Source organism: Paeniglutamicibacter antarcticus, from assembly GCF_039544305.1.
GTDB classification, from domain to species: Bacteria; Actinomycetota; Actinomycetes; order Actinomycetales; family Micrococcaceae; genus Paeniglutamicibacter; species Paeniglutamicibacter antarcticus_C.
Genome location: NZ_BAABLK010000027.1, coordinates 14,719 through 39,741, shown reverse-complemented (window position 1 = coordinate 39,741; position 25,023 = coordinate 14,719). Strand labels below are relative to the sequence as shown.

General features: G+C 64.1%; 18 protein-coding genes. 14 read left to right on the top strand and 4 right to left on the bottom strand.

All coding sequences use genetic code 11. The features are described 5' to 3' along the window. Positions 1 to 414: 414 nt before the first annotated feature. A complete protein-coding gene (locus ABEA12_RS08060) occupies positions 415 to 2,796 on the bottom strand; it encodes a helix-turn-helix transcriptional regulator (protein ID WP_345467540.1) in 2,382 nt (793 codons plus the stop codon). A 433-nt stretch (positions 2,797 to 3,229) separates the two neighbouring features. Between ABEA12_RS08060 and ABEA12_RS08055 the strand changes: the two genes are divergently transcribed. From ABEA12_RS08055 to ABEA12_RS08020, 8 genes are all read left to right on the top strand, one after another. Then, the gene (locus ABEA12_RS08055) at positions 3,230 to 4,636 is read left to right on the top strand and encodes a dicarboxylate/amino acid:cation symporter (protein ID WP_210101661.1); all 1,407 of its coding nucleotides are present in this window, start codon (positions 3,230 to 3,232) and stop codon (positions 4,634 to 4,636) included. A 173-nt stretch (positions 4,637 to 4,809) separates the two neighbouring features. After that, positions 4,810 to 5,469, top strand: coding sequence for a TetR/AcrR family transcriptional regulator (locus tag ABEA12_RS08050; RefSeq protein WP_210101662.1), 660 nt, complete (start codon positions 4,810 to 4,812; stop codon positions 5,467 to 5,469). A gap of 2 nt (positions 5,470 to 5,471) precedes the next feature. Beyond that, positions 5,472 to 5,732: a hypothetical protein gene (locus tag ABEA12_RS08045; RefSeq protein ID WP_210101663.1), complete on the top strand. Its 261-nt coding sequence runs from the start codon at positions 5,472 to 5,474 to the stop codon at positions 5,730 to 5,732. A gap of 9 nt (positions 5,733 to 5,741) precedes the next feature. After that, positions 5,742 to 8,978, top strand: coding sequence for an MMPL family transporter (locus tag ABEA12_RS08040; protein WP_345467536.1), 3,237 nt, complete (start codon positions 5,742 to 5,744; stop codon positions 8,976 to 8,978). Next, positions 8,975 to 9,697, top strand: a complete 723-nt coding sequence (locus ABEA12_RS08035; RefSeq protein ID WP_210101664.1) for a Maf family protein — start codon at positions 8,975 to 8,977, stop codon at positions 9,695 to 9,697. Before ABEA12_RS08040 ends, ABEA12_RS08035 begins: the two co-directional genes overlap by 4 nt. A gap of 175 nt (positions 9,698 to 9,872) precedes the next feature. Next, a complete protein-coding gene (locus ABEA12_RS08030; protein WP_210101665.1) occupies positions 9,873 to 10,082 on the top strand; it encodes a hypothetical protein in 210 nt (69 codons plus the stop codon). Between the two features lie 193 nt (positions 10,083 to 10,275). Continuing rightward, positions 10,276 to 12,045, top strand: a complete 1,770-nt coding sequence (locus ABEA12_RS08025) for an acetyl/propionyl/methylcrotonyl-CoA carboxylase subunit alpha (RefSeq protein WP_210101666.1) — start codon at positions 10,276 to 10,278, stop codon at positions 12,043 to 12,045. Between the two features lie 152 nt (positions 12,046 to 12,197). Then, positions 12,198 to 12,731, top strand: a complete 534-nt coding sequence (locus ABEA12_RS08020; protein WP_345467529.1) for a DinB family protein — start codon at positions 12,198 to 12,200, stop codon at positions 12,729 to 12,731. Between the two features lie 125 nt (positions 12,732 to 12,856). Here ABEA12_RS08020 and ABEA12_RS08015 read toward each other — a convergent pair whose 3' ends face one another. Together ABEA12_RS08015 and ABEA12_RS08010 are read right to left on the bottom strand one after the other, a co-directional pair. Next, positions 12,857 to 14,254 carry an MFS transporter gene (locus tag ABEA12_RS08015; protein WP_210101667.1) on the bottom strand — a complete coding sequence of 466 codons (1,398 nt, stop codon included), beginning with the start codon at positions 14,252 to 14,254 and terminating at the stop codon, positions 12,857 to 12,859. A 256-nt stretch (positions 14,255 to 14,510) separates the two neighbouring features. Continuing rightward, the gene (locus ABEA12_RS08010; RefSeq protein ID WP_210101668.1) at positions 14,511 to 15,917 is read right to left on the bottom strand and encodes an NAD(P)H-quinone dehydrogenase; all 1,407 of its coding nucleotides are present in this window, start codon (positions 15,915 to 15,917) and stop codon (positions 14,511 to 14,513) included. Positions 15,918 to 16,061: 144 nt separating this feature from the next. Between ABEA12_RS08010 and ABEA12_RS08005 the strand changes: the two genes are divergently transcribed. The 5 genes from ABEA12_RS08005 to ABEA12_RS07985 all read left to right on the top strand — a co-directional run bounded on the left by ABEA12_RS08005 (position 16,062) and on the right by ABEA12_RS07985 (position 20,425). Continuing rightward, positions 16,062 to 16,871, top strand: coding sequence for a purine-nucleoside phosphorylase (locus ABEA12_RS08005; RefSeq protein ID WP_210101669.1), 810 nt, complete (start codon positions 16,062 to 16,064; stop codon positions 16,869 to 16,871). A 47-nt stretch (positions 16,872 to 16,918) separates the two neighbouring features. Continuing rightward, positions 16,919 to 18,664: a phospho-sugar mutase gene (locus tag ABEA12_RS08000; protein WP_210101670.1), complete on the top strand. Its 1,746-nt coding sequence runs from the start codon at positions 16,919 to 16,921 to the stop codon at positions 18,662 to 18,664. 60 nt (positions 18,665 to 18,724) lie between these two features. Next, positions 18,725 to 19,408, top strand: a complete 684-nt coding sequence (gene deoC / locus ABEA12_RS07995) for a deoxyribose-phosphate aldolase (protein WP_210101671.1) — start codon at positions 18,725 to 18,727, stop codon at positions 19,406 to 19,408. Positions 19,409 to 19,456: 48 nt separating this feature from the next. Then, complete coding sequence (locus ABEA12_RS07990) at positions 19,457 to 19,705, top strand: hypothetical protein (protein WP_210101672.1); 249 nt, start codon at positions 19,457 to 19,459, stop codon at positions 19,703 to 19,705. Positions 19,706 to 19,999: 294 nt separating this feature from the next. Next, a complete protein-coding gene (locus ABEA12_RS07985) occupies positions 20,000 to 20,425 on the top strand; it encodes a universal stress protein (protein WP_210101673.1) in 426 nt (141 codons plus the stop codon). Between the two features lie 92 nt (positions 20,426 to 20,517). Here the strand turns inward: ABEA12_RS07985 and mfd are convergent, their stop codons facing one another. After that, entirely contained in the window at positions 20,518 to 24,132 is a 3,615-nt protein-coding gene (mfd, locus tag ABEA12_RS07980) for a transcription-repair coupling factor (protein ID WP_210101674.1), read from the bottom strand. A 173-nt stretch (positions 24,133 to 24,305) separates the two neighbouring features. On the opposite strand from mfd, the gene ABEA12_RS07975 reads away from it, so the two are divergent. Continuing rightward, on the top strand, positions 24,306 to 24,803 hold the full coding sequence (locus ABEA12_RS07975) for a DUF2505 domain-containing protein (RefSeq protein WP_210101675.1): 498 nt from the start codon (positions 24,306 to 24,308) through the stop codon (positions 24,801 to 24,803). The last annotated feature ends 220 nt before the right edge of the window (positions 24,804 to 25,023 follow it).

The following is a 25,023-nucleotide window of genomic DNA, read 5'->3' as shown; positions in this document are numbered from 1 at the left end:
GTCCGAAGTCGAAACCGCCCCTGACCGCCGAGAACAAACAACGGTCAGAAGCGGATCGGTGGATTCAGGCATAGGTTTTAGGGTGAAGTCAAGGGTGAAAGGGCACTCCAGGACTGAATTCAGAACAGGATCCTGCGATAGTTATACGTGACACTAAGAACAACGTTGATGTGACCAATACCCGGGAAATCGGAAACTCCACCTCGCGTACTAAAGCGTTTATCGCCTGAGAAGTTCGAAGTATGGCACGGATGCAATGCTTGGGGGCTGCATCACTGCCGAGATAGGGACTATTCCGAGTCAGGTTTGGTGGAAGACCCCTTCCTCGAGGCTCATCGAGTGCCACCGCAACCGCGCACGAAGCGCACCGATCGACGCATCGTGCGACGTGTCCGGAATCCCGCTGAAGCACAACTACTCGATGGCTTCAAACTCCTTGATGGTGAACAACCCTTGGACCCGTGCCGCTTCCAATGCAGAAGCCCTGTCGGAAACCTCCAGCTTGCGGTAGATACTGCGCAGCTGGCTCTTGACAGTATTGATCGACACGAATTGCCGTTCGGCGATTTCCGCTGTCCTTCCGGTGGAAAGCAGCTCACCCAGTACCGCAAGCTCCCGCGAGCTCAGCATCGGACCGCCCAGCCCTCCGGGGATGTTCGAGGTTATTCGCTGGTCGATGTTGAGGTTGATGCCCAGCTCCTTGGCCGCAGCCAGAACCCGCTCCAGGTCCGGTCCCGGCAACAGATTCAGGGACAGCCCCAATCCGTATTCCCGTCCCAGTGCTGCGACAGTGAGCAACGCCTGTGCCGCAGCCGGGGCGTTGCCCAGCTGCAACGTCGCACCCAACACCAAAACTGCCTGTTGGAATCGCGTACGAGGCTGCACGGTGGACCCCAGCACCGTGCACAAACGCAGTGCCTCCGCCGCTTCACCGCGAGCCAACCGCACCCGAGCCTGCAGCAAAGCCCGCGAAGTTTCTTGACCGGACTTCGCGGCGATCTTCAGCGCAGAAGCGGAATCGCCCACCGCAAGGTTCAACAGACAGGAGGCAGAAATAAGCATTTGCTTGCCGTTCTTCTGCACGACCGGCTGTTCGCGTTCTCGAACCAGGTATCCCTGCATACGCACCAACGACGTCGCCGTCTCGCCGCTAATGACCGCGAGCAAAGCATCTGCCCATCGAATGACCGGCCAAAATTCGTTGTTGTGTTCATCGATGCGCAGCAACTGCGCCCATCTGGCCGCATCATCAAAACGCTGCCCTTCAACGGCACATATAAACGAAGCAATCCGGAAGGGACTGGCGAAGTAGGCGTTGGTCTCCGGATTGGACCAATGCTCAGGCAAGGATTCAGCCAATACGGCGGAAGCCCTGTGGATGTCCCCGCCCATGGCATGGAGGTAGGCCTGGACCGTCGCCGCATACCTGTCACTCTCCGTCCTGTTATGCCGATGATCCGCCGAGACACCCATCTCCGAAGCGGTAAGTGCCTCGTTGACAGCGCCGGCGGCGTGCAGGCTCAACGCCAACTGCACTAGCATCGGCCCCTCAAACGATCCGAGTCGGTCACGCTCCTCGGGACTCATCTCCCGATACATCGCCACGCCGCCTCGCGCTGTGCGCAGCGACAACTCACCTATCCCGCTAAGCCTGGATGCCACCGACTCGATCACCACCATGAAGAGCCGATCGACGGGCGGCATCTTGCGCCCCACCGTGCGGGCACCGGCGGCCGCCAAAGCCAGCAGTTCCAAGGTCTTGAGCTTAAACTTTCCCGTGGCACTGTATGCGATAGCCAAGCAGATGGCCAGCAGCGGGAACCTGGCCAGCACTGCCATCGGGAGCTCGTCGAGCAACGGGGCACTTCGGATGCCAAATTCACCCGTGATGTACTCATCGAGATGCATGCGCAAGACATCGGACGCCAGTTGGTGGTCGGGGATCGCCAAGGCATGACGCAGGGCGCGAAACGCGGACCCTTGATCCATCTCGAAGCGCGCACAGATGCGCTGCAACGACTTCAGCCGCTGGGCATCCGAGGCCATGTAGCTCTCCAACAGCACCTGCCGAAGCACCGGGTGCAGGGCGTATTCCGCATCCACGTTTCGTGAAGACCGGAAGACCAAACCTCGGCGTTCCAAGTCCGGCAACCAGTTCCCCGAGCGATTCGGTGCGATCAAGGGCAACAATTCCGAGGGCACCTCCGTGGGCACGGCGAGCCGCGCCAGGAAGTCAAGTTGCCCCGGAGCCAATGCCTCGGCATCCAACATCATTTTCACATCACGGGCCACGGCCCGGCGAACACCTGAGAGGTAGGACTTGGACTGCGGATCGATTTGGCCCAGCCCAACGCTTGGCGAAAGCAGGGGCGAAGCCGGCTCGTCGGTTTTTTCCGAAGCCCGGGCAGGAACCGGACGCTCCATCGTTTCGGCCCGCAGCTTGGCAATACGCATCAGCTGCGGCGTACCCCCCAGGTCCTTGGCCAAATGCATGGCGAACTGTTCCAAAGCGGTCCCGCGGAAATACGCCGCCGCCTCCTCCGCGTTGAAGCTGAACTCATACGGTGGAAGCACCGTGACCCCAAATGGCAGCAACGTGCGTCGACGTTCAAGTTCCAGATACTCGCGGGTCATCATAAGCAACCGGCGTCCGGGATGCTCCCGAACCATTTTTTCCAGGATGCGCTTGAACGGGCCTTCGTGCCGGACCCCGAACCCGGAGAGCACCACCAGGTGCGAGTCCGGATCCGTGGCATCGACAAAGTGGCGTTGCAGTTCGGCTTCCAAGGACTCCACGGAGTCATCGCAATCGATCCAACTCCAGCTATGGTCCCGCGGCTCATTTCGGGAAAGCCATCCGTGAACAGCCACCCGTTTGCCGGCACCGCGCGGCGCCCTGGCAATGACCAAGGGGGATGCCACCGCATGATCGAGCAGTCGGTCGAGACGCTTTCTGGTCAGCCCATCTTTGGCCCTCCCCCAAACCATGCGTTTCGTGCCTCCGTTGCCCGTCAGGTCTTCCGCGGGGCCCGCGGGCCACGTCGCGCATGCGCGAAGAAGTGCCAGCACGCATCGATTGTGTGTAGGTGGCATGGCCAGCTTAACACCGGGCGGCCGAAATGTGTGATGGCCCACAAACCCCCCATTCCAAGGCAGTCCCAGGGCCTCCTTCGTAACATGGCTCAATGCTGACTGTCCTTCGCCGGGCTTGACGACCTAGCTTCGTTACGTGACTACCTCAAAATCAACGCCCAAGAGGCGCATCCCCGCTTGGGCCACGGCATTTGGCCCGCAGATCATCATCGCCCTGATCGTGGGTCTTGGCCTTGGCCTGCTGGCCAAGTACACCGGCCATTCCAAGGACACGCCCACAGGCCTGGGCACCACTCTGGCTACGCTGGGCTCCAGCTACGTCTCGCTGCTCAAGGCAGCGGTGATCCCCTTGGTCTTCTTCGCCGTGGTGGCATCGATCGCCAACCTTTCCAAGGTGACCAATGCCGCGCGGCTGGCCTGGCAGACGATCCTCTGGTTCGCCATCACCTCGCTGATCTCCGTGGTCATCGGCATGCTTTTGGGCACCATCCTGCGCCCTGGCGCAGGCACCGGGCAGAGCACCCCGGAGGAATTCACCGGACGCACCGGCGACTGGTGGGCCTTCCTGATAGGCATCATTCCCTCCAACTTCCTGGGACTCGGCGCCACCTCTGACGTGGCCGAAACCGGTGAGGTGAGCACCTCCTTGAGCTTCAACGTCCTCCAGGTGCTGGTCATTGCTATCACCGTGGGCATCGCCGCGCTCAAGGTCGGCGAAGCCGCCCGGCCATTCCTAGACTTCTCCGCAGCCACCCTGGCCGTGATCCAAAAGATCCTGTGGTGGATCATCCGTCTTGCCCCTCTGGGCACCGTGGGCTTGATCGGCAATGCCGTGGCTTCCTACGGCTGGGACACCATCGGTGCGCTGGGCAAGTTCTCGCTGGCCATCTACATCGGCCTGGCCCTGGTGCTCTTCGTGCTCTACCCGGTGCTGGTGCGCCTGCACGGGTTGAGCATCAAGCAGTACTTCTCCGGTGTTTGGCCCGCTGTGCAGCTCGGCTTCGTGTCGCGTTCCTCCATCGGCACCCTGCCGCTGACCCAGCGCGTAACCGAACGCAACCTGGGCGTCCCCTCGGGCTACGCATCCTTCGCAGTGCCCTTGGGCGCAACCACCAAGATGGACGGCTGCGCGGCAATCTATCCGGCGATCTCCGCGATCTTCGTCGCACAGTTCTTTGGCATCGACCTCGCGCTCACCGATTACCTGTTGATCGCACTGGTCTCCGTGCTGGGATCGGCTGCCACCGCCGGGACCACCGGGGCCGTGGTCATGCTGACCCTGACACTCTCTACCCTGGGCCTGCCGCTGGCCGGCGTGGGACTCATCCTGGCCGTCGACCCGATCCTGGACATGGGCCGCACCGCGGTCAACGTCGCCGGGCAGGCATTGGTTCCGACCATCGTCGCCAAGCGGGAAGGCATCCTCGATGAGGAGCTCTACAACGCCCCGCGGAACGGGGACCCGTTCAGCGATGAGTCCAAGGCTGATGCCCAAGCCGCGGAATCCAAGGAACGGCACCCCGACCCGGCAACAGTAGGCTAGCACCGCAGCCTTGGGATAGTCACGGCAAAATCATGGGTGGGCCGCTTGGTTCCCGGGAGGCGCAAGCTCCCGGAAAACCAGATGGCCCGCCCATTTTTGTCTCCTCCTCAACATCGACAACCGGACCCAAACGAAGTTGCACCCAATGCAAACTTGCACGTAGTGTAGAGCGAGTGATCACCTCCCCTGCGCCCTCGCGACGCGAAATCAACAAGGCCGCCACACGCCAGGCCATCGTGCACGCCGCCTTCGATCAACTCGAATCCGGCGGGTACGACGCTCTGACGGCCGAATCGATTGCCGATGCCGCCGGGGTCTCGCGCCGCACCTTCTTCAACTACTTCCCCTCCATCGAAGCCGCGCTGAACGAGCCGACCAAGCTCCTGCTAGAGAACGCCGTCGCCGTGCTCGATGAACTTGACCCGGAACTCGAGCTGCTTTCTGCCGCGGTGAGCATCGTGGAATCCCTCGTGGACCCGGCCCTGCTGGAGCCCATCGCGAGCCTCTACCTGCTGGTTGACGAGCACCCGCAGATGGCCAGGATGCAGCTCGAGGCGTGGAACGACTGCGCCGAGGCGCTCACCGCGATCATCACTGCGCGCACCCCGCATGGCACGCCGCTGGCAGCCACGGTCTTCGCCCATTGCGTCGTGGGAGCCGGCAAGGCCGCCTTCGCCCAATGGTCCCGCGAACTTTCCGGTGACTCCGATCCCGCCGATCCGCGTCGCACCAAGATGCTGCGCGCCACCCTCGCCGAGGCCATCGCCCAAGTGCGCGACGGTTTCCCCTCCCTGCGAGAACGTGCCCCGCACCAGCGAAAGGCCCAGGACTAATCGTGGCTTCATTCCTCTACCGCCTTGGGGCCCTGGCCTACCACCGTCGCTGGATGGTGCTGGGCATCTGGACAGTGCTGCTGCTGGCCATCGGGCTCAGCGCGGGCGCCTTCATGGGCAAACTCACCAACACCTTCTCCATCCCCGGAATCGAGACCCAACGCACGCTGGACCGGATGAAGGTGGAGATGCCCGAGCTGGCCGGCGGCACCGGATCCATCGTCTTCCGCACCCAGGACGCCATGGGCTTCACCACCGCGTAGCGCGATGCCGTGGAGTCCTCGCTGGCTGATCTTGCGGGGCAGTCGGAGGTCACCGAGGTCGCCAAGCCATTCGAGGTGCAGGACCAGCTCGACGAAGCCGACGCGCAGCTCACCGAGGGACAGGCAACCCTTGACGAGGCAGCCAAGAACCTCGAAGAAGGCAAGAGAAAGCTCCCCGAGGGCAAGAAAGCGATCAAGAAGGCACAGGCCAAGATCGATTCAGGCCGGCAGCAGCTGGAGGCGGCCAAGACCGAACTCGCCGACGGCCAGGCCCAGCTCGATGCCGGGAGGGCCAAGCTCGATGACTCCGCCAAGAAGCTCGCCGCCGGGTCGGCAACGCTCAAGAGCGGGCAGGGCCAGTTATCTGGCGCCCAAAAGGACTGGGACGCGGGCAACAGCAAATACCAGGCCGGCGCTAAGCAGGTCACCGACGGGCACAAGGCACTGGCTGCGGGCCAGGCCGAACTCGATGCAAACGCCAAGAAGATTGCTGCCGGCCGGGCCGAGCACAAGGCCGGAATGAAGAAGATCCTGGGCGGCCAAAGCCGCGCCACCGTCGAAAAGCAGCTGGCCCAGGCCAAGAAGGAAGCCACCACGGGATTGGCGCAGGCCAATGCAGGACTCAAAAAGATCAACGCCGGCATCACACAGGCCGAACAGGGGCTTGCCACCTCCGAGGCTGCGCTCAAACACATGCTCGCGCTTCCCCGGGACCAGCAGGACCCCCAGGTGATTGCCACGCTGAAGGCACAGATCGCGCAGCTGAAAACCACCCTGGACGGCAAGGGCGCCGATCCCGGGCTCTACGCACAGGCCAAGGTGGTGCTCCAGGCCAAGGGCCAGTCCGAGGCCGGACTCAAGCAGGTCGCCCAAGCCACGGAGGGCCTGAAAACACTGGACTCGGCCAAGGCTGAGCTCGACGCCGGGGCCAAGAAACTTGCCGGCGGCCAAAAAACGCTGAAGTCGCAGCGGGCCGAACTGGACGCGGCTGCCGCCAAGCTGCCGGCGGCCAAGAAACAGCTCGATGCCGGTGCCAAGGAACTGGCCACCAACCGCGCCAAGCTGGAGGCCGCCGCTTCCAAGATCTCCGCCGGCGAAGCGCAGCTGCGTGCCGGCCGTGCCGATCTGGAGGCAAACGCCGCCACGCTGGTGGCCGGCCAGCAGGGAATCGATGAGAACCAGGCCAAGCTCGACGCCGGGCAAAAGTCCCTCGACGAGCAGTCCGCGGGTCTGCCCGATGCCGCGAAGAAGCTTGAACAGGGCACCAAGGACATGGCCGCCGGACAGTCCGATTTGGAATTCGCCAAGCGCCAGGCCGGCGCGTCCACCGGCATGCGCTTTGTCTCCGCCGACGGTTCCACCGCGGTGGCCCACGTGACATTCGTGGGCCAGACCGACTCCCTGACCACCGAGCAGCGCGCGGACATCCAGGCCATCGCCGAGGGGCCGGAGGCAGCCGGCGTCGAGGTGCTCTTCTCCAAGGAGATCCTCCAAGACCTTTCCTCGATCTTCGGTGCTGCGGAAATCATTGGACTGGCGGTTGCCGCGGCGGTGCTGCTGATCATGCTTGGCACCCTCGTTGCCGCGGGCCTTCCGCTGCTGATGGCCGTGCTCGGCGTGGGGGCCGGCGTGGGTGGAACCCTCGCCTTGTCCTCGGTGATAGAGATGGCATCGATCACCCCCGCCCTGGCGCTGATGCTGGGACTGGCGGTGGGAATCGACTACTCGTTGTTCATCGTGCACCGGCACCGCCGCCAACTTCTCGACGGGGTTCCGGTGGGTGAATCCATCGCCCGGGCCACCGGGACCAGCGGAAACGCCGTGGTCTTCGCCGGGCTCACCGTGGTCATCGCGCTTTCGGCGCTCGCCGTCCCTGGCCTGCCGTTCCTGAGCGTGCTGGGCCTCTCGGCAGCATTCACCGTGATGATGGCGGTGCTCATCGCCATCACCCTGACCCCGGCGCTGCTGGGATTCATCGGCACCAAACTGATCTCCAAGCGGGCATGGAACCGTGCCGGGGCCGGCGGGGGCGAGCCGCAGGCACCGCGCAATGATGCGGGAAACCGCGGCTGGGGCGCGAAAGTCACCCGCCGCCCGTGGATCGCGACGATCGCCAGCATTGCGGTACTCGCTATCGTGGCCCTTCCGGCCATGCAATTGCGCACCGCACTGCCCGACGGAAGCGCCGAACCGGTGGATTCGGGTGCCTACAAGGCATACGAGCAGATGAGCGATGCATTCGGCGCCGGCTTCAACGGCCCGCTGCTGGTGCTCGCTGACTTGCCGCCGGACCTTGATGCACGCGGCGCCGATGAAGCCAACCTGGATGTTGCCGATCAGCTGCGCGCCATGCCCGGCGTGGTGGCCGCGATCCCCGTGCGGGTCAACGACGAAAGGAACCTGGGCGCCATCCAGGTCATCCCCGCCGAAGGCCCTTCCAGCGCCCAGACCGAGGAGCTGGTGCACCAGCTGCGTGACGCTGCCGGGCCCATCGAACAGGAGACCGGTTCGCACATCGCGGTCACCGGCCAGGTGGCCGCGCAGGTGGACGTCTCGGAGAAGCTCGCCGAGGCTCTGCCGCCCTACATCGGGATCGTGGTGGGCCTCTCGCTGATCCTGCTCCTGCTGGTCTTCCGCTCGGTGGTGGTTCCGCTGCTTGCCACGGCCGGCTTCTTACTCTCCTTGGCGGCTGCATTCGGTGCAACCGTCGCGGTCTACCAGTTCGGCTGGCTAGGCAGCGTGTTTGACGTGAACGTGCCCGGGCCGATCATGAGCTTCTTGCCGATCCTGCTCACCGGGATCCTCTTCGGGCTGGCCATGGACTACCAGGTCTTCCTGGTCGCCGGGATGCGCGAGTCCTTTGTGCATGGGGAAGCGGCGCGCGCCGCGGTGCGCTCCGGGTTCGCCCACGCCGCTCCGGTGGTCACTGCGGCCGCGCTGATCATGACCAGTGTGTTCGCCGGGTTCGTGTTCTCCCACTTGACGATGATCCGCGCGATCGGGTTCTCGCTGGCCATCGGCGTGCTCTTTGACGCTTTCATCGTGCGGATGACGTTAACACCGGCCATCATGCACCTGCTGGGGCATCGTGCCTGGTACATCCCGCGCTGGCTGGATCGGATCCTGCCGGACGTGGACGTGGAAGGTTCGAAGATCGAGGCTCTGCCCGATGCGCACGGTGCCCGGGACAACCAGGATCCCGGTGGCCCGCATCCTCCCTCCGCCCGGGATACGGTTGATGCATGAGTCAAAACCCGAAGCACAGCGCCACCACCATTTCCCCGGCCACCGATCCCCGCGGGGAGATCGAGAACCCCGAGGACCTTCCGTTGCTGGTGCTGGCCTCGGCTTCCCCGGGCCGCGCCAAGGTGCTCACCGACGCCGGAATCGACTTCGCCATCCAGGTCTCCACGGTGGATGAGGACATGGCGCTGGCTCGCGCCGTCGAGCGATTCGGCGAGCTTGGTCCGGCGGATACGGCATTGCTGCTGGCCAAGGCCAAGGCCGAAGACGTGGCGGGGTTGGAGAGCACCGACGGCGCAGTGGTGCTGGGTTGCGATTCGGTGTTCGAATTTGAGGGAGCCGTCTACGGCAAGCCCTACACCGCAGAGGCAGCCACCGAGCGTTGGTCCGCCATGAGCGGGAAGTCCGGCATCCTGCATACCGGACACTGGCTGGTCGACAACCGCTCCGAGGAAGACGAGGACGGCGGCAGCGGGGCGACCATCGGCGCCGTTTCCTCCACACGCGTAGACTTCGAGAACATCGGCACCGAGGAAATCGCTGCCTACGTCGCGACCGGCGAGCCGTTGCCGTGCGCCGGCGGGTTCACCCTTGACGGACGCGGGTCCGCCTTCATCCGCGGCATCGAGGGCAACCCGCACACCGTGATCGGGCTGAACGTCGCCACTTTGCGCGAGCTTCTCCACGAGGCAGGGCTCTCGATCACCGACGTTTGGCTCTGAGCAGCAACTCGCCTCGAGGCGGGTTCGTCATCGTCGCCGGTTTCCGGACCCGCCGTTGCCAGGTTCCCCCTGCCACACCGTTACACCGGACGAATGGTTCCTGGTTCATGAAAAGTACTTACATAATTGGAAAGTAGTTTCTACGCTGAATGAATACCACGACGTAGGAGGAACAATGAACACCCCGAACCGCACCCCCGCCAACGGCTCACAGTCCGCTTGGCTCGGCTTCGCGATGGGAATCGCATCCATGGCCGCCCTGTTCATCTACGGACTCACCAGCCACTCGCAAGGAATGCTCGTGATGAGCTCCTCGATGGCAGCACTGCTGTGCGCAGTGTGGGCAACAACCAGCGCCGTCACCCGGAAGAAATCGCGCAACTAGCAGCGATGCGCGCTGAGCACCCGCTGCAATGAGGCATCCACGGACAAGGAGCGAGGATCGCGACAAGTCCGTGAGTTGTAGGAGTCCTACAAAGAAACGGTGACTTAGTGACGACACAGGGGGCTTTGGGGGTATATATCCCACAAGCGCGGGTAGGCTCCACAAGAGCATATTTAAGGAGTTAACCCCTGCCATGAGTCAGTTGACGAAGGTTCTCATCGCCAATCGCGGAGAAATCGCCGTACGCATCATCCGCGCAGCCCGCGACGAGGGCATCGGTTCGGTTGCCGTCTACGCCGAACCGGACCGCGAGGCGCTGCACGCCCGTCTGGCCGACGAGGCCTATTCGCTGGGTGGTTCCACGGCCGCGGAGTCGTACCTGGACATCGAGAAGATCATCGAGGTCGCCAAGCGTTCAGGTGCCGATGCCGTTCACCCCGGCTACGGTTTCCTGGCCGAGAACGCCGGGTTCGCCCAGGCCGTGATCGATGCCGGGCTGATTTGGATCGGCCCGCCACCGGCAGCCATCGAACAACTCGGCGACAAGGTCCAGGCCCGCCACCTGGCCAAGAAGGTCGGAGCCCCGCTGGTACCCGGCACCAAGGACCCGGTGGCCTCTTCCGAGGAGGTGCTGGCCTTCGCCGACACGCACGGGCTGCCTCTGGCCATCAAGGCTGCCTATGGCGGAGGCGGGCGCGGCATCAAGGTGGTGCGCAACCGCGAGGAAATCGCGGAGGCCTACGAATCGGCGGTTCGCGAGGCCGTTGCAGCCTTCGGCCGCGGCGAGTGCTTTGTCGAACGCTTCCTGGATGCACCTCGCCACGTCGAGACCCAGTGCCTGGCCGATGCCCACGGCAACGTCGTGGTGGTGTCCACCCGCGACTGCTCGCTGCAGCGCCGCAACCAGAAGCTGGTTGAGGAAGCCCCAGCCCCGTTCCTGACGCAGGAACAGAACACGCGCCTCTACGAGGCCTCCAAGGCCATCATGATCGAGGCCGGCTACATCGGCGCCGGCACCTGCGAGTTCCTGGTCTCTCAGGATGGCGTCATCTCCTTCCTCGAGGTCAACACACGATTGCAGGTCGAGCACACGGTCTCCGAGGAGATCACCGGGATCGATCTGGTCCGCGAGCAGTTCCGCATGGCCCGCGGCGAGGAACTTGGATACACCGACCCCGAGATCCGCGGCCATTCTTTCGAGTTCCGGATCAACGGCGAGGACGCTGGACGCGATTTCATGCCCGCCCCCGGCACGATCACCACGATGAACCTGCCCACCGGGCCCGGGGTACGCGTGGATTCGGGCGTCGAGGCCGGGGAGACCGTCTCCGGGAACTTCGACTCGATGATCGCCAAGCTCATCGTCACCGGCGCCACCCGCGCACAGGCGGCCCAGCGGGCCCGTAGGGCGCTGGATGAGTTCCGCATCGAGGGAATGCCCACCGTACTGCCCTTCCACCGCGCGGTCATGGCCGATGAGGCATTCACCCCCGAATCCGGTCCGTTCTCTATCCATACCCGCTGGATCGAGACAGAGTTCAACAACCAGATCCCCTCCTGGGACCCTGCCACCGCAGGAACCCCCGAGGAGGACGCCGGACGCAATGCGATCACCGTTGAAGTCGGCGGCAAGCGCCTCCAGGTCGTGCTTCCCGCATCCCTGGGTTCGCTGGGATCGGGATCCAACGGCAAGACCCGTAAGAAGAAGCGCCCGTCCTCGCGATCCTCTGCGGCAGCCGGTACCTCGGGGGCCGATCTGGCCTCCCCCATGCAGGGCACCATCGTCAAGGTGGCCGTCGCCGACGGGGACACCGTCTGCGAGGGAGACCTCATCGTGGTCCTGGAGGCCATGAAGATGGAACAGCCATTGACCGCGCACTGCGACGGCGTGATCTCGGGGCTCAGCGCGGTACCGGGCGACACCGTTTCGGCCGGCACCGTCTTGGCGTCCATCGGCGAGTAGCCGACCATCCCATCAGTACACGTCCCAAGGGCGGTTCAGCCATCTTATGGTGGCCGGGCCGCCCTTGGTCCCTGCCGCCAGTGCCTTCCTTTGCACACCCCGGGATACCGCCGGATGACCGGCCACGGGCCAAAGGTCCTAGGCTGGTGGACATGGCACCGGAAATGTTTGCAGAGGGCACCGACCCGCGGCTAGATCCCCCGCCGTGCGGGTCCGAGTTCGAAACGCTGATGGGGTTCCTGGACTACCAACGACAAACCCTCGAGGCCAAGTGCTCCGGTCTCGATGCCGATGCGCTGGCATCCCGCTCCGTGCCGCCTTCCGAGCTGTCGCTGTTGGGACTGGTGCGCCACCTGAGCGACGTGGAGCGTTTCTGGGTCAGGTGTTCACTCATGGGCCAGGACGATGCCCCGCTGTATTGGCTGGATGACGGATGCGACACCGACTTCGATTTCCCGGAACTGGATGCCTCCGGTGTCCAAGCCTCGTTCACGGCATGGAAGGACGAGGTGGTATTCAGCGATGCGGCCCTCGGCAGCGAGCCGCTGGGTCGCTCGGTCCTGGTGCCGCTCCACGGCGAGGTGTCTGTGCGTTGGATCCTGGTGCACTTGATCGAGGAGTACTCGAGGCACAACGGCCATGCCGATCTCCTGCGCGAGAGCATTGACGGCCTCGTCGGCGAATAGCCGGTCGAACCCGGACGGCAACGGCGCTTTAGTGCGTCCGGTGCCCGCGCTCCTTCAAGAGGTAAGCGGGCGCCGGACGGTCCTAGCTGGTCGCCGCGTTCAGCGCGACCGGTTGGGCATGTGCCTTAAGCGACATTGTTCTCGTAGTCGACGTCGGTGGTGTCCTTGGTCAGGAACAGCGCCACGAGCGTGAGCACCGCGGCGCCGGCCAGGTAGATCCCCACCCAGGTGGTGTTGCCACCGCCGAACTGCCACAGCGCGATCGCCACGAACGATGCAGGGGCGGCACCCAGCACCGATGACAGGTTGTAGGCGACGGCCGAGCCGGTGTAGCGAACATTCGAGGGGAAGAGCTCGGGAAGGTAGGCGGCCATCGGACCGAAGGTCAGCCCCATCAGGGTGAAGCCCAGGATGAGCCCGGCCATGGCAGCACCCTTGCCCGGGCCGAACATCAGTGCCCAGGACGCTCCCAGTGCCAAGATGCCGAAGGTGACCCAGATCAGGAACTTGCGGCGGCCGAACTTCTCCGCCAGCGGGCCCGAGACCACGGTGAAGATCCCGAAGAAGACGACGCCGATGATCAGCATGGTCAGGAACTCGGGGCGGTCGATGCCCAAGCCCGGGGCGAAGGCAGCCTCCGCGGCGGAATCGAACACCTTGCCCTTTGCTTCCGCGGCTGCGCGCGCGGCTTCCACGGTGGCCGGGGCGGTGCCGTAGGTCAGGGTGAAAGAGGTCATGAGGTAAAAGAGCACGTAGGTGGCCAGCATGATGAATGTTCCGGCCAGGACCTGGCGCCAGTGGTGCGTCATCGTTGTCTTGAACGGGGACTTTGCCACCTTATCCTGCTCCACAACCTTCTGGAAGGAGACGGATTCAACGAGCTTCAGCCGCACCCACAACCCCACGGCAACCATTACCGCGGAAAGAATGAACGGGATCCGCCAGCCCCAGGCCATGAACTGCTCCGGAGTCAGGCCAATCTGCAGTCCCACGAAGATCAGGTTGGCGATGATGAAGCCGATGGGCGCGCCAAGCTGCGGGAACGTGCCGTAGATAGCGCGCTTGTTTGCCGGGGCGTTCTCCGTGGCCAGCAATGCGGCACCGGACCATTCCCCTCCAAGGGCCAGGCCTTGGGCGAAGCGCAGCAGCACGAGCATCAGCGGAGCCAGGACCACGAAGTTGCCTTGCGCCGGGGGCAGGAACCCGATCAGGAACGTCGCAATGCCCATGAGCAGCAGCGAGGCCACCAAGGTACCCTTGCGCCCGATCTTGTCGCCAAAGTGCCCGAAGAGCACCGAACCCACGGGGCGGGCCACGAAGGCCACGCCGAAGATCGCGAATGAGGAAAGGATCGCGTTGACGTTTGACGCGTTGGGGAAGAACAACGTCGGGAAAACCAGGACCGATGCCGTGGCATAGGCGTAGAAATCGAAGAATTCAATGGTGGTGCCAATGAGACTGGCAAACAGCACGCGTCCGCGTGTGTTTTCTGTTGGTGCTGTAACCGCGGTCTTGTTCGACATGGGCTCGTGATTCTCTTGGTGGGTTCATGCGAGTTGTTATCTGACAAGTTTAGGTTGCACGTCCACTGCGTGGACACTCGTTCCATTATTTGGACAAGTGTGCTGGATGTCTCACCAAATACGCAACCTTATCCTCTGGTGTGCCGTCCAATCGCGGCTTAAACGCAAGTGCCGTCGCGGGCCGCACCGGTAGGGATGCGACCAGCGACGGCCCATGCGCGGTGCCGCACCGGTAGGAGCGCCGGTGAAAAAGTCCCTAGAGGTGGACGTGGAGGCGGCGCGCCGCCTCTGAGATCGACCCGGAGAGCGATGGGTAGACCGAGAAGGTTTCGGCGATGTCATCGACGTGGAGGTTGTTGTGCACGGCCATGGCGATGGGGAAGATCAGTTCGGAGGCACGCGGGGCAACCACGACACCGCCGATGACCGTTCCGGAACCTCGACGGGCAATGATCTTTACGAAGCCCTGGGTCACGTTCATCATCTTGGCGCGGGCGTTGGTGGCCAGATTCAACTTGATGATGTCGGCCTGGTACTTGCCGTCCTCCACCATGCGCTGGGTGACGCCGACGGTGGCGATTTCAGGCGAGGTGAAGATGTTCGCGGAGACCTCGGTGAGCTTCAGCGGCTTGACCGAGTCGCCCAGCAGGTGGGCCATGGCGATGCGGCCCTGCATGGCCGAGACCGAGGCAAGGGCGAAGACGCCGGTGCAGTCACCCGCGGCATACACGTTGGTTGCGGTGGTGCGCGAAACCCCGTCGACCTTGATGTGGCCGGACTCGGTGAGCTTGATGCCCGCCTCTTCCAGCCCGATGCCTGCTGTGTTGGGGATGGAGCCGACGGCCAAAAGGCAGTGGCTTCCTTCGATGACCCGGCCATCGCTCAGGGTGACCTTGACCCCATCATCGTCACGGACCACGGCTTCAGCGCGGGACTTGGCCACCACGTTGACGCCGTTGAGCTTGAAGGCCTCCTCGAGGACTTCTGCAGCGTCGGCGTCCTCGCCTGGCAGCACGCGGTCGCGCGAGGAAACCAGGGTCACCTTGGTGCCCAGCAGGTTGTAGGCCGAGGCGAACTCGGCACCGGTGACGCCGGAACCGACGACGATCAGGTGCTCGGGGACTTCCTTGAGGTTGTAGACCTGGGTCCAGTTGAAGATGCGTTCACCGTCGGGAATCGCGGTGGGCAGTTCGCGCGGATGTGCCCCGACGGAAACCAGCAGGGCGTCGGCGTCGATCTTTTCGATGCTGCCGTCGGCGCGAGTCACTTCGACGGTTGAGGCATCGAGCAGCTTGCCGTCGCCGATGACCACCCGGACGCCGACCCGCTCAAGTCCCATGTGGATGTCGGAGGACTGTTCCCGGGCCAGTTCCAGCAGTCGGGCGTTGACCACGGACAGGTCGGCGACCGTCTCGGTGTCCCTGTCCCCGACCATGACGCCGAAATCCCGTGCTCCGGACACCCTGCGCATGGCATCGGCCGTGGCTATCAGGGTCTTGGACGGTACGACGTCGGTCAACACCGCCGAACCGCCCATTCCTGCTCGTTCGACGACGGTGACCTGTGCGCCGAGCTGGGCGCCTGCTATCGCGGCCTCGTAGCCACCGGGGCCACCGCCGAGAACTACGAGTCTGGGGGAATTGATATCGCGTTGTGCACTCACGATCCCCCATTCTTCCCTACGGCGCAGAGAAGTGCACAACGCACGGAGTTTGCCGCCACTCGGATCAGTGGGTTTCCCGCTGCGCGCATCGGGCCGCAAGCCCGTCACCTGACAAGCAGTGCTTCCACCGGTAGGTTTAACCCCGTGATCGATAACGCATCTGCCCCCTTTGACCTGGCCACAGCCGCCGCCGAGAAGATCGCCGAACTCACCGGCGTCCCGAGACATGACATTGCCCTGGTGCTCGGCTCCGGGTGGGGTGAGGCGGCAAACCTTATCGGTGAGACCACCCACCGCATCGATGCCACGGAGCTGCCCGGCTTCCATGCCGCAGCCGTACCCGGGCACGTGGGCACGATTTCATCGGTGCTCACCTCCTCCGAAAAGCGCGTGCTGGTGCTCGGTGCCCGCACCCACTTCTACGAAGGCAAGGGCGTGCGTGCCGTGGTCCATGGCGTACGCACCGCCGCTGCCGCCGGGGCGAAGACCATGGTGCTGACCAACGGCTGCGGCGGGCTGGACCCGGCGTGGACCCCAGGCACCCCGGTGCTGATTTCGGACCACATCAACCTCACCGCCACATCCCCGCTGGAGGGCGCCACGTTCGTCGACCTCACGGATCTATACTCCTCGCGCATCCGCGCACTGGCCAAAGAGGTGGACCCGTCACTGGATTCCGGGGTGTACGCGCAGTTCACCGGCCCACACTACGAGACCCCGGCCGAGGTGCAGTACGCCAAGGTGATCGGTGCCGACCTGGTGGGCATGTCCACGGCACTCGAGGCCATCGCCGCGCGCCACGCCGGCATGGAGGTCTTCGGGATCTCACTGGTCACCAACTTGGCGGCCGGCATCTCCAAGGGCGCCTTGAGCCACGCCGAGGTCATCGAAGCAGGCCAGTCCGCGGGCCCGCGTATCTCCGCGTTGCTGGCCGGCATCGTCGCCAAGCTCTAGCACCCACGCCCTGCACCCGTTTTCATCGCGCAAAGGACTTAACGACCATGAGCACCCCCGACCAGGAACCCGGATTGCTTCAGCGTGCCGCCGATTGGGCTGCCCAGGACCCCGATCCACGCACCCGGGCGCAGCTTGAGGCCCTCTGCGGCAAGGTCCGGGGCGGGGACGACGCCGCGCTGGCGGAGTTGGAGGATCGATTTTCTTCGTTCCTTGCCTTCGGCACCGCCGGGTTGCGGGCCGAACTGGGGCCGGGTCCCAACCGGATGAACTCGATGGTGGTGCGGCGCACCGCGGCGGGAATCGGCCGCTTCCTGCTGGCCAAGGCGGACGGAAGCTACACTCCCAAGGCCGTCATCGGCTTCGATGCGCGGCACAACTCCGATGTTTTTGCCGACGAATCCGCTGCGGTGCTGAGCGCAGCGGGCATCGAGGTCCAGTTGCTACCAACCGCGCTGCCGACGCCGGTACTGGCCTGGGCCGTGCGCGAGCTCAGCGCCGAGGCCGGGATCATGGTCACCGCGAGCCACAACCCGCCGGCCGACAACGGCTACAAGGTTTACCTCGGCGGACGTGTGGAAACCACATGGGGCCAAGGCGCCCAGATCGTCAGCCCTGTCGATGCGCAAATAGCCGCACAGATCGACCATGACGAACCGATCGCTGGAATCGCGCTGGTCAAAGAAGGCTGGGAAGTACTGCCCGGTGCGGGGGAAGCCGGAGATATCGAGGGCGCCTACCTGCGGGCAATTTCCTGCGTCGTTCCCCCGGCTATGGGGGCCGGTGGCGACGACCTGGCCGCCGCCCGGGAGAAACTGCGGATCGTCCTCACGCCCATGCACGGGGTCGGTGGGCATACCATCTCCCTCGCGCTGGGCAGCGCGGGCTTTTCCCGGGTGCGATTGGTGGCTGAACAGGCCGAACCGGACCCTGACTTCCCCACCGTGTCCTTCCCTAACCCGGAGGAACCCGGGGCCCTCGACCTGGCCCTGGAGCTGGCGACCAAAACCGACGCAGACCTCATCATTGCCAACGATCCCGACGCGGACCGTTGCGCAGCTGCGGTCAAGTTCCCCGACACCGGATGGCGGATGCTGCGTGGGGACGAAGTGGGATGGCTGCTGGGGGCACGCTGCGCCGAAAACGCCGCGACCGGTGCGGTGCTGGCAAACTCGATCGTCTCCTCACGGATGCTTGCTTCGATTGCCTCGGCCCATTCGCTGGCGCACGAAAACACGCTGACGGGCTTCAAGTGGATTTCCCGCGTACCGAACCTGGCTTTCGGCTACGAGGAGGCACTGGGCTACTGCGTGGCCCCGGGCCTGGTTCGCGACAAGGACGGCATCTCGGCGGGGTTGCTGCTGGCCGATTACGCGGCGGAGCTCACGGCCGCGGGTTCCTCCCTGCCTGCGGTGCTCGACCAACTTGCGTTGGACCATGGACTGCACCAAACCGACCAGCTCTCGGTGCGCGTGACGGACTTGGCTAGGTTGGACACCATGATGAGGTCATTGCGGGCTACCCCGCCTGCGATGCTCGGAGGAGAACCCGTCGCCGAACTAGAAGACTTGTCACTGGGTGCGAACCTTCCGCCGACTGACGGAATGCTCTTCCTGACCGAGGCCAACACCCGGGTGATTATCCGGCCCTCGGGCACCGAACCCAAGCTCAAGTGCTATCTCGAAGCCATCGCACCGGTAGCCACAGCCGGGGACCTGCCCGCAGCCCGCCTTGCCGCCACGAAGCAGCTCGAGCGGATCAAGGGCGAACTCGCCTCACTGCTGCAGGGCTAACAGCGCACCATGTACCCTTTTCATCATCTGCCTTTCGACCAGGAGCCTGATCTGAACCCCATGAGCACCAACGAGAACAACATCGCTTCGTACATCGACCACACCATCCTGAATGCGGATGCCGGGCTGGCGGATATCCAGCGCATTTGTGCCGAGGCCGCGAAGTACCGGTTCAAGTCCGTCTGCGTGAATCCGATTTGGGTGTCCACCGTGAGCGAGGCGTTGACCGGTTCGGGCGTGCTGACCTGTTCGGTGATCGGTTTTCCCTTCGGCGCGACACCTACCGCCACAAAGGTCTTCGAGGCACGCGGGGCGATCGCCGACGGCGCCAGCGAGATCGACATGGTCATCAACATTGCCGCGGCCGCCGCAGGGAACGAGGAGTCGTTGGTGGCGGACATCTCCGCCATTGCCGACGCAGTGCATGAGGCCGGAGCGATCTTGAAGGTCATCATCGAAACCTCCATGCTCGAGGAGACGGCCAAGATCCTGTCCTGCCGCGCCGCGGTGCGTGCCGGAGCAGATTTCGTCAAGACCTCCACCGGCTTCGGCGGCGGGGGCGCAACCTTGGAAGACGTCGCATTGATGCGCGCAACGGTAGGCCCCGACCTCGGTGTCAAGGCCTCCGGGGGGGTCCGCTCACTGGAAACAGCCCGCGCCATGATCAGCGCCGGCGCCACGAGGCTCGGATCGAGCTCGGGTGTTGCTATTGTAGAGGGTGAACAAGGCACCGAGGGCTATTAGTCTTACCCTGCACGTGCACTGAAATCTGATCACTTTAGGAGAATCGCTGTGTACTCGAACGGCAAGAACTTAGCTCATTCGGGCCAGGGCCGCGGGGCCGGTAACACCATCGCTTTCGTGGTGTTCTTCGTCCTGTTTCTTGGCTGCCTCTACTCGCTGTCGTTCTGGACGCTGGAAAATGCTTGGTGGCCGGGTATCTCCTGCTTCGTACTGGCGATGCTGGCATTCGGCGTCCCACAGCACATCTTGGGGATGTCTGACAAGAACCCTGCCAAGACCGCCACTCAACAGGACTAGCTTTTCTGGCTCGGGATTTTCCCGGGTGGAGGCGGCGAGCCGCGCTCGGCTTTGGATACGCAGCTACTACAGAGCGCCTCCGGGACAGCGCGTAGCTCACCGACTTCTTTTGTTTAACCCTTCCGGGCAAACGAGCCTTGAGGCAGGATCTTCGGCGCCGTGGCGTTAATGTCATTCCGCAACTTCTACAAGCAGTAGAAAAGGTCTGGTCGGCAAGGGTATGATGATTCCAACAGGCTCCTACGGGAGAACCTTGGATCAGGCTTCCCCGATTGAGGAAATGAGCGCTTCACCATGGAAAACACCCCACGCAGCAGGATCGTTGTCGGCATTGACGGTTCAGCACAGTCCATCTCCGCACTGCGCTACGCAGCAACCCTTGCCTCTGCGCTCGGTAACGAGCTGGTGGCCTTCACCTCTTGGCTTCCACGCGTCGCGCTCGAGGACTACACCCCGGATTGGGCACCTGAACAGGACGCCCGCGATGCCCTGGAGAAGTCAATTGTCCAGGCGTTCGGCGATGACATCCCGGAGAACCTTGAGCGTGAGGTAGTCATGGGCCCGGCAGCCCCCAATCTGATCGAGGCCTCCAAGAATGCGGTCATGTTGGTGATGGGCACACGCGGCCGCGGCGGCTTCACCGGCCTGGTCATGGGCTCGGTCTCCAGCTCGTTGGCCGCGCACGCCAAGTGCCCGGTTCTGATCCACCACGGCGAATAGCCGCACCCGCATAGACACCGCCACTCGGATGCCGGGTGCTTTTCCGCATTGCGGTCAAGCACCCGGCATCCTTGCTTGGTACGCCTTGGCGTCTACACCCTGGAACGCGGGGCCTCGACCTCGAAGATGTTGGTCAACACCCCGGAAACCCATTCCAGGATCTTCTCGTCCACGAGGTCCCGACCGCCGATCGGAGAAGTCTGTGGCTTGGGGATCACGATGGCGTCCAAGGTGGGTTTGTCGGCCGCTCCCTTGTACATCCTCGCCAGACGCAGCTGGCGCGAATCGGGCAGGTTTGCAATGGCAGCAGGCGCGAACTTGATGCCGTTGCCCATCATCGCAACATCGGTCAGCCCCAAGGCGCGGGCCCTGATACGGATCCTGGCGACCTCCAAGAGGTTCACCACGGGCGCCGGCGGCTGTCCGTAGCGATCGATGAGCTCGGCCAACACATCGTCGAGCCCCGCAAAGTCAATGGCTGCGGCGATCATCCGGTACGCCTCCAGGCGCAGCCGCTCCCCCGGCACGTAGTCGTGCGGCAGGTGCGCATTGACCGGCAGCTCGATCTTCATCTCTGCCGCTTTTTCAACCTTTTCACCCTTGAAGTCTGCAACTGCCTCTCCCACCAAGCGCAGGTATAAATCGAACCCGACCCCGGCGATGTGCCCGGACTGCTCACCGCCGAGCAAGTTGCCGGCCCCTCGGATTTCCAAATCCTTCATGGCCAGCTGATAGCCGGAGCCCAGTTCGTTATGCGCAGCCACGGCCTTGAGCCGCTCGAGCGCAACCTCGCCCAACGGCTTTTCGGCGTTCCACAGGAAGTAGGCGTAGGCGCGCTCGCGTCCGCGACCCACCCGTCCACGTAGCTGGTGCAGCTGGGACAGCCCGTAATTGTTCGCGCGGTCCACGATCAATGTGTTTGCGTTGGAGATGTCAAGACCGGTTTCGATGATGGTGGTGGAGACCAGCACGTCGAACTTCTTCTCCCAGAAGTCTTGGATGATCTTCTCCAGGCGGGATTCGCTCATCTTGCCGTGGGCGACCTCGACACGCGCCTCGGGAACAAGGTCGCGCAGCTCGGCGGCAATCTTGTCGATCGAGGAGACCCGGTTATGCACGAAGAAGACCTGACCGTCGCGCATCAGTTCGCGGCGGATGGCGGCGGAAATCTGCTGGTCGGTGCGCGGCCCGACGTAGGTGAGCACCGGGTGGCGCTCCTCCGGCGGTGTGGCCAGCGTGGAGGTCTCGCGGATCCCGGTCAGCGACATCTCCAGGGTGCGCGGGATCGGGGTGGCCGACATGGAAAGCACGTCCACGTTGGTCCGCAGCTTCTTGAGCTGCTCCTTGTGCTCGACGCCAAAGCGCTGTTCCTCATCGACGATCACCAGCCCCAGGTCCTTGAACGCCACGGTGTCCGAGAAAAGCCGGTGCGTGCCGATGACAACGTCCACGGTGCCGTTCTTCAGGCCCTCGATGATCTCCTTGGACTCCTTGGCGCTCTGGAAGCGCGAGAGCGTGCGCACGCGCACCGGGAAGCCCGCATAGCGTTCGGTGAACGTCTGTTGGTGCTGGGAGGCCAGCAGGGTGGTGGGAACCAGCACCGCAACCTGCTTTGAGTCCTGTACCGCCTTGAACGCCGCACGCACCGCAACCTCGGTCTTGCCGAACCCCACGTCACCGGAGATCAGCCGATCCATCGGGATCTCGCGTTCCATGTCCGCCTTGACCTCGTTGATGGAAGTCAGCTGGTCGGGGGTCTCCACGTAGGCGAAGGCCTCCTCGAGCTCGGCCTGCCACGGGGTGTCGGCGGCAAAGGCGTGCCCGCGGCTGGCCATGCGCGCCGAGTACAGCCGGATCAGGTCCCCGGCGATCTCCTTGACGGCCTTGCGTGCCTTGGACTTGGTGCTTGACCAGTCCGAGCCGCCCATCTTGGACAGGGAGGGCGCCTCCCCGCCGACGTACCGGGTGATCTGGTCAAGTTGGTCGGTGGGAACAAAGAGCTTGTCTCCCGGGGCCCCGCGTTTGGAAGGTGCGTATTCCAGGACCAGGTATTCGCGCTTGGCGTCCTTGCCGCCGGCTATCTTGCGGGCCATCAGTTCGACGAACCTGGCAATGCCGTGCTGCTCGTGGACCACGAAGTCGCCCTCGACCAACGTCAACGGGTCAACGGCGTTGCGGCGCTTGGCTGCCAGCCGCTTGGCCCCACGCGGCGCATAGGCGCCGGATCGGCCCAGCAGATCCGCCTCGGTGAGGAACCCCAGCTTCAGGGAATCCAACGCGAACCCGCGCCCGGCCTCGGCGGTGGTGATCTCGATCAACCCGTGCGTCGGCTCGTCGTCGAGCGAAGTGATGCGGTGCGTGGGGATCTCTGCATCGTGGAAGAGTTCGGCCAGGCGCTGGGCCGGGCCGGGTCCGTCGGTGGCCACCACGATTGACCAGTCGTCCTTGATCCGCGAGGAGATGAATTCGAGCATTTCCGCCACGTCGCCCTGGTAGCCACGGGGTTCGCGGGCGTCGATGCGGATCGAGTCGGCTTCGGGCAAAAGATCGGTGTCGGCACCCAACGAGGTCAGTGACCACCACGAGACAGCGGCGGCTTGGGCATCCAAGAGGGTCTGGGCCAGGGACGTGAAGTTCCCGGCTTCGAGCTCAGCTGCGGCAGCCTGCGCTTGGGCCTGGGCCAGGTCAAGGGGCGCTGCCCCGCCCTCGGAGGCCGTGGCCCATGCAGCTGCAAGAAACTCCGCGTTGGTGGCTTCCAGGTCGTGCGCGCGCGCCCTGACGCGTTCGGGCTCCATGACCACGGCTATGGATCCGGCCGGAAGCGTGCCCAACAGCGGCACCATGGAATCGACGAGCACCGGTGCCAGGGATTCCATGCCCTCGACGGCTATGCCACCGGCGATCTTCGAAAGCATGTCCCGTGCGGCGGGCATCTGTTCCTGTAGCTTCGCCGCACGGGACATCACCGAGGGCGTGATCAATAGTTCACGGCACGGAGGGGCCTGGATCGCCTCGGGTGGTTCGTTCTCCAGCGAGCGCTGGTCCGCGATGGAGAAGTAGCGCATTGCCTCGATCTCGTCGCCGAAGAAATCGATGCGCACCGGGTGGTCGGAGGTGGGCGGGAAGACATCGAGAATACCTCCGCGCACGGCAAATTCGCCACGGTGCGTGACCATGTCGACGCGGGCATAGGCGGCATCGGCCAGCGCCCTAACGACGGAAGAGAATTCGTATTCTTCCCCGACCTTCAAATCCACCGGTTCCAATTTGCCCAGTCCGGCCACCAACGGCTGGATGACGGCGCGGATCGGGGCGACGATGACCTGCAGGTCCGGGTCCCGGGTTTCGAGCCGACGCAGCACCTGCAGGCGCCGTCCCACGGTGTCCGATCGAGGGGAGAGCCGCTCGTGCGGGAGGGTTTCCCAGGAAGGGAACTCAACCACGGCGTCCTTGGGCAGAAAACCGTGCAGGGAGGCCACCAGCTCCTCGGTTTCGCGTCCGGTTGCTGTCACCGCCAGCACGATCCCGCCGGAAACCTTGGCACGAAGCGCTTCGACGGTCTCGGCGGTGATGACCGCGCGCATCCCCGCCGGGGCCGCGATCTCCAGCTCGTTGGCCCGGGACTCGTACGTGGTCGAAGCGTTGAATCCGACGCGGGTAAAGGAGGTGTCGTGTCGCAATGCTGCGCGCAGGCCGTGAAGCGCCATCGGCTGGGGTCCTTTCCGAAGACCTGGTAGGCGCACAACACAAGTACCCGAGATCCATGTGGATTCCCGGGGTGCGCCGTTCAAGCTTACCGCCGTGGACGGGCACTCCCGGTAAGCTTGTGGCGTTGCACGAAGATTTTGCCTGGCCAATCAATTTTACGGAGTCCTGCCCCATGGCCCTTAACGCCACCACAGATTTGACCCACGCCCCCGAAACCGTCATTGCGACGCTGGCCGACCGATCCTTCGCCGAACACCTGACCGGGATCGTCTCAGGAACGCTCAAGAGCTTCGAGGTCGCCGGGGACACCGCAGCGGCGTTCACCCTGACCACAGTGCGCACCTTGCCCACCGACAGGGCGCCGGAGATCGCGCGCAAGTTCGTGGGCCAGACAGTGGACGTCACCCAGGTCGAATCTTGGTCGGCGCCTGCAGCCGACGGCAGTCGCGAGGCGACCTTGAAGGTCACCGTCGGTTCACTGCCGGTCTCGGTCTCCGGCACCGAGTCTTTGACGGCCACCCCCACCGGATCCGTCCTGGGCCTCGAGGCGACGGTGTCCTCCTCCATCCCGTTCGTGGGCGGCAAGATCGCTTCGGCCGCTGAGCCGTTCATCTCCAAGGCATTGGCCTTGCAAGGGGCCAAGGTCTCCTCCTGGATCGAACGCGGCTAAAGCACCCCCCGGCGTCCATGGCCTGGATAGTTCGGCAGAAGTCGTGCCTGCACCGGTCGGGTGGATGGCCGCCACGTCCTGACACCTTGGTCGCGGATCCCACGGCATGTTAGGTCCGGCACCAGGGCAACCGGCAGCGAAAATTACGCAGCGACTGAGGTCGTGACGTAACGCAAAAGTGCGCAGGGACACGTTTAAGCGTTAGTGTGGTTTTTGGTGT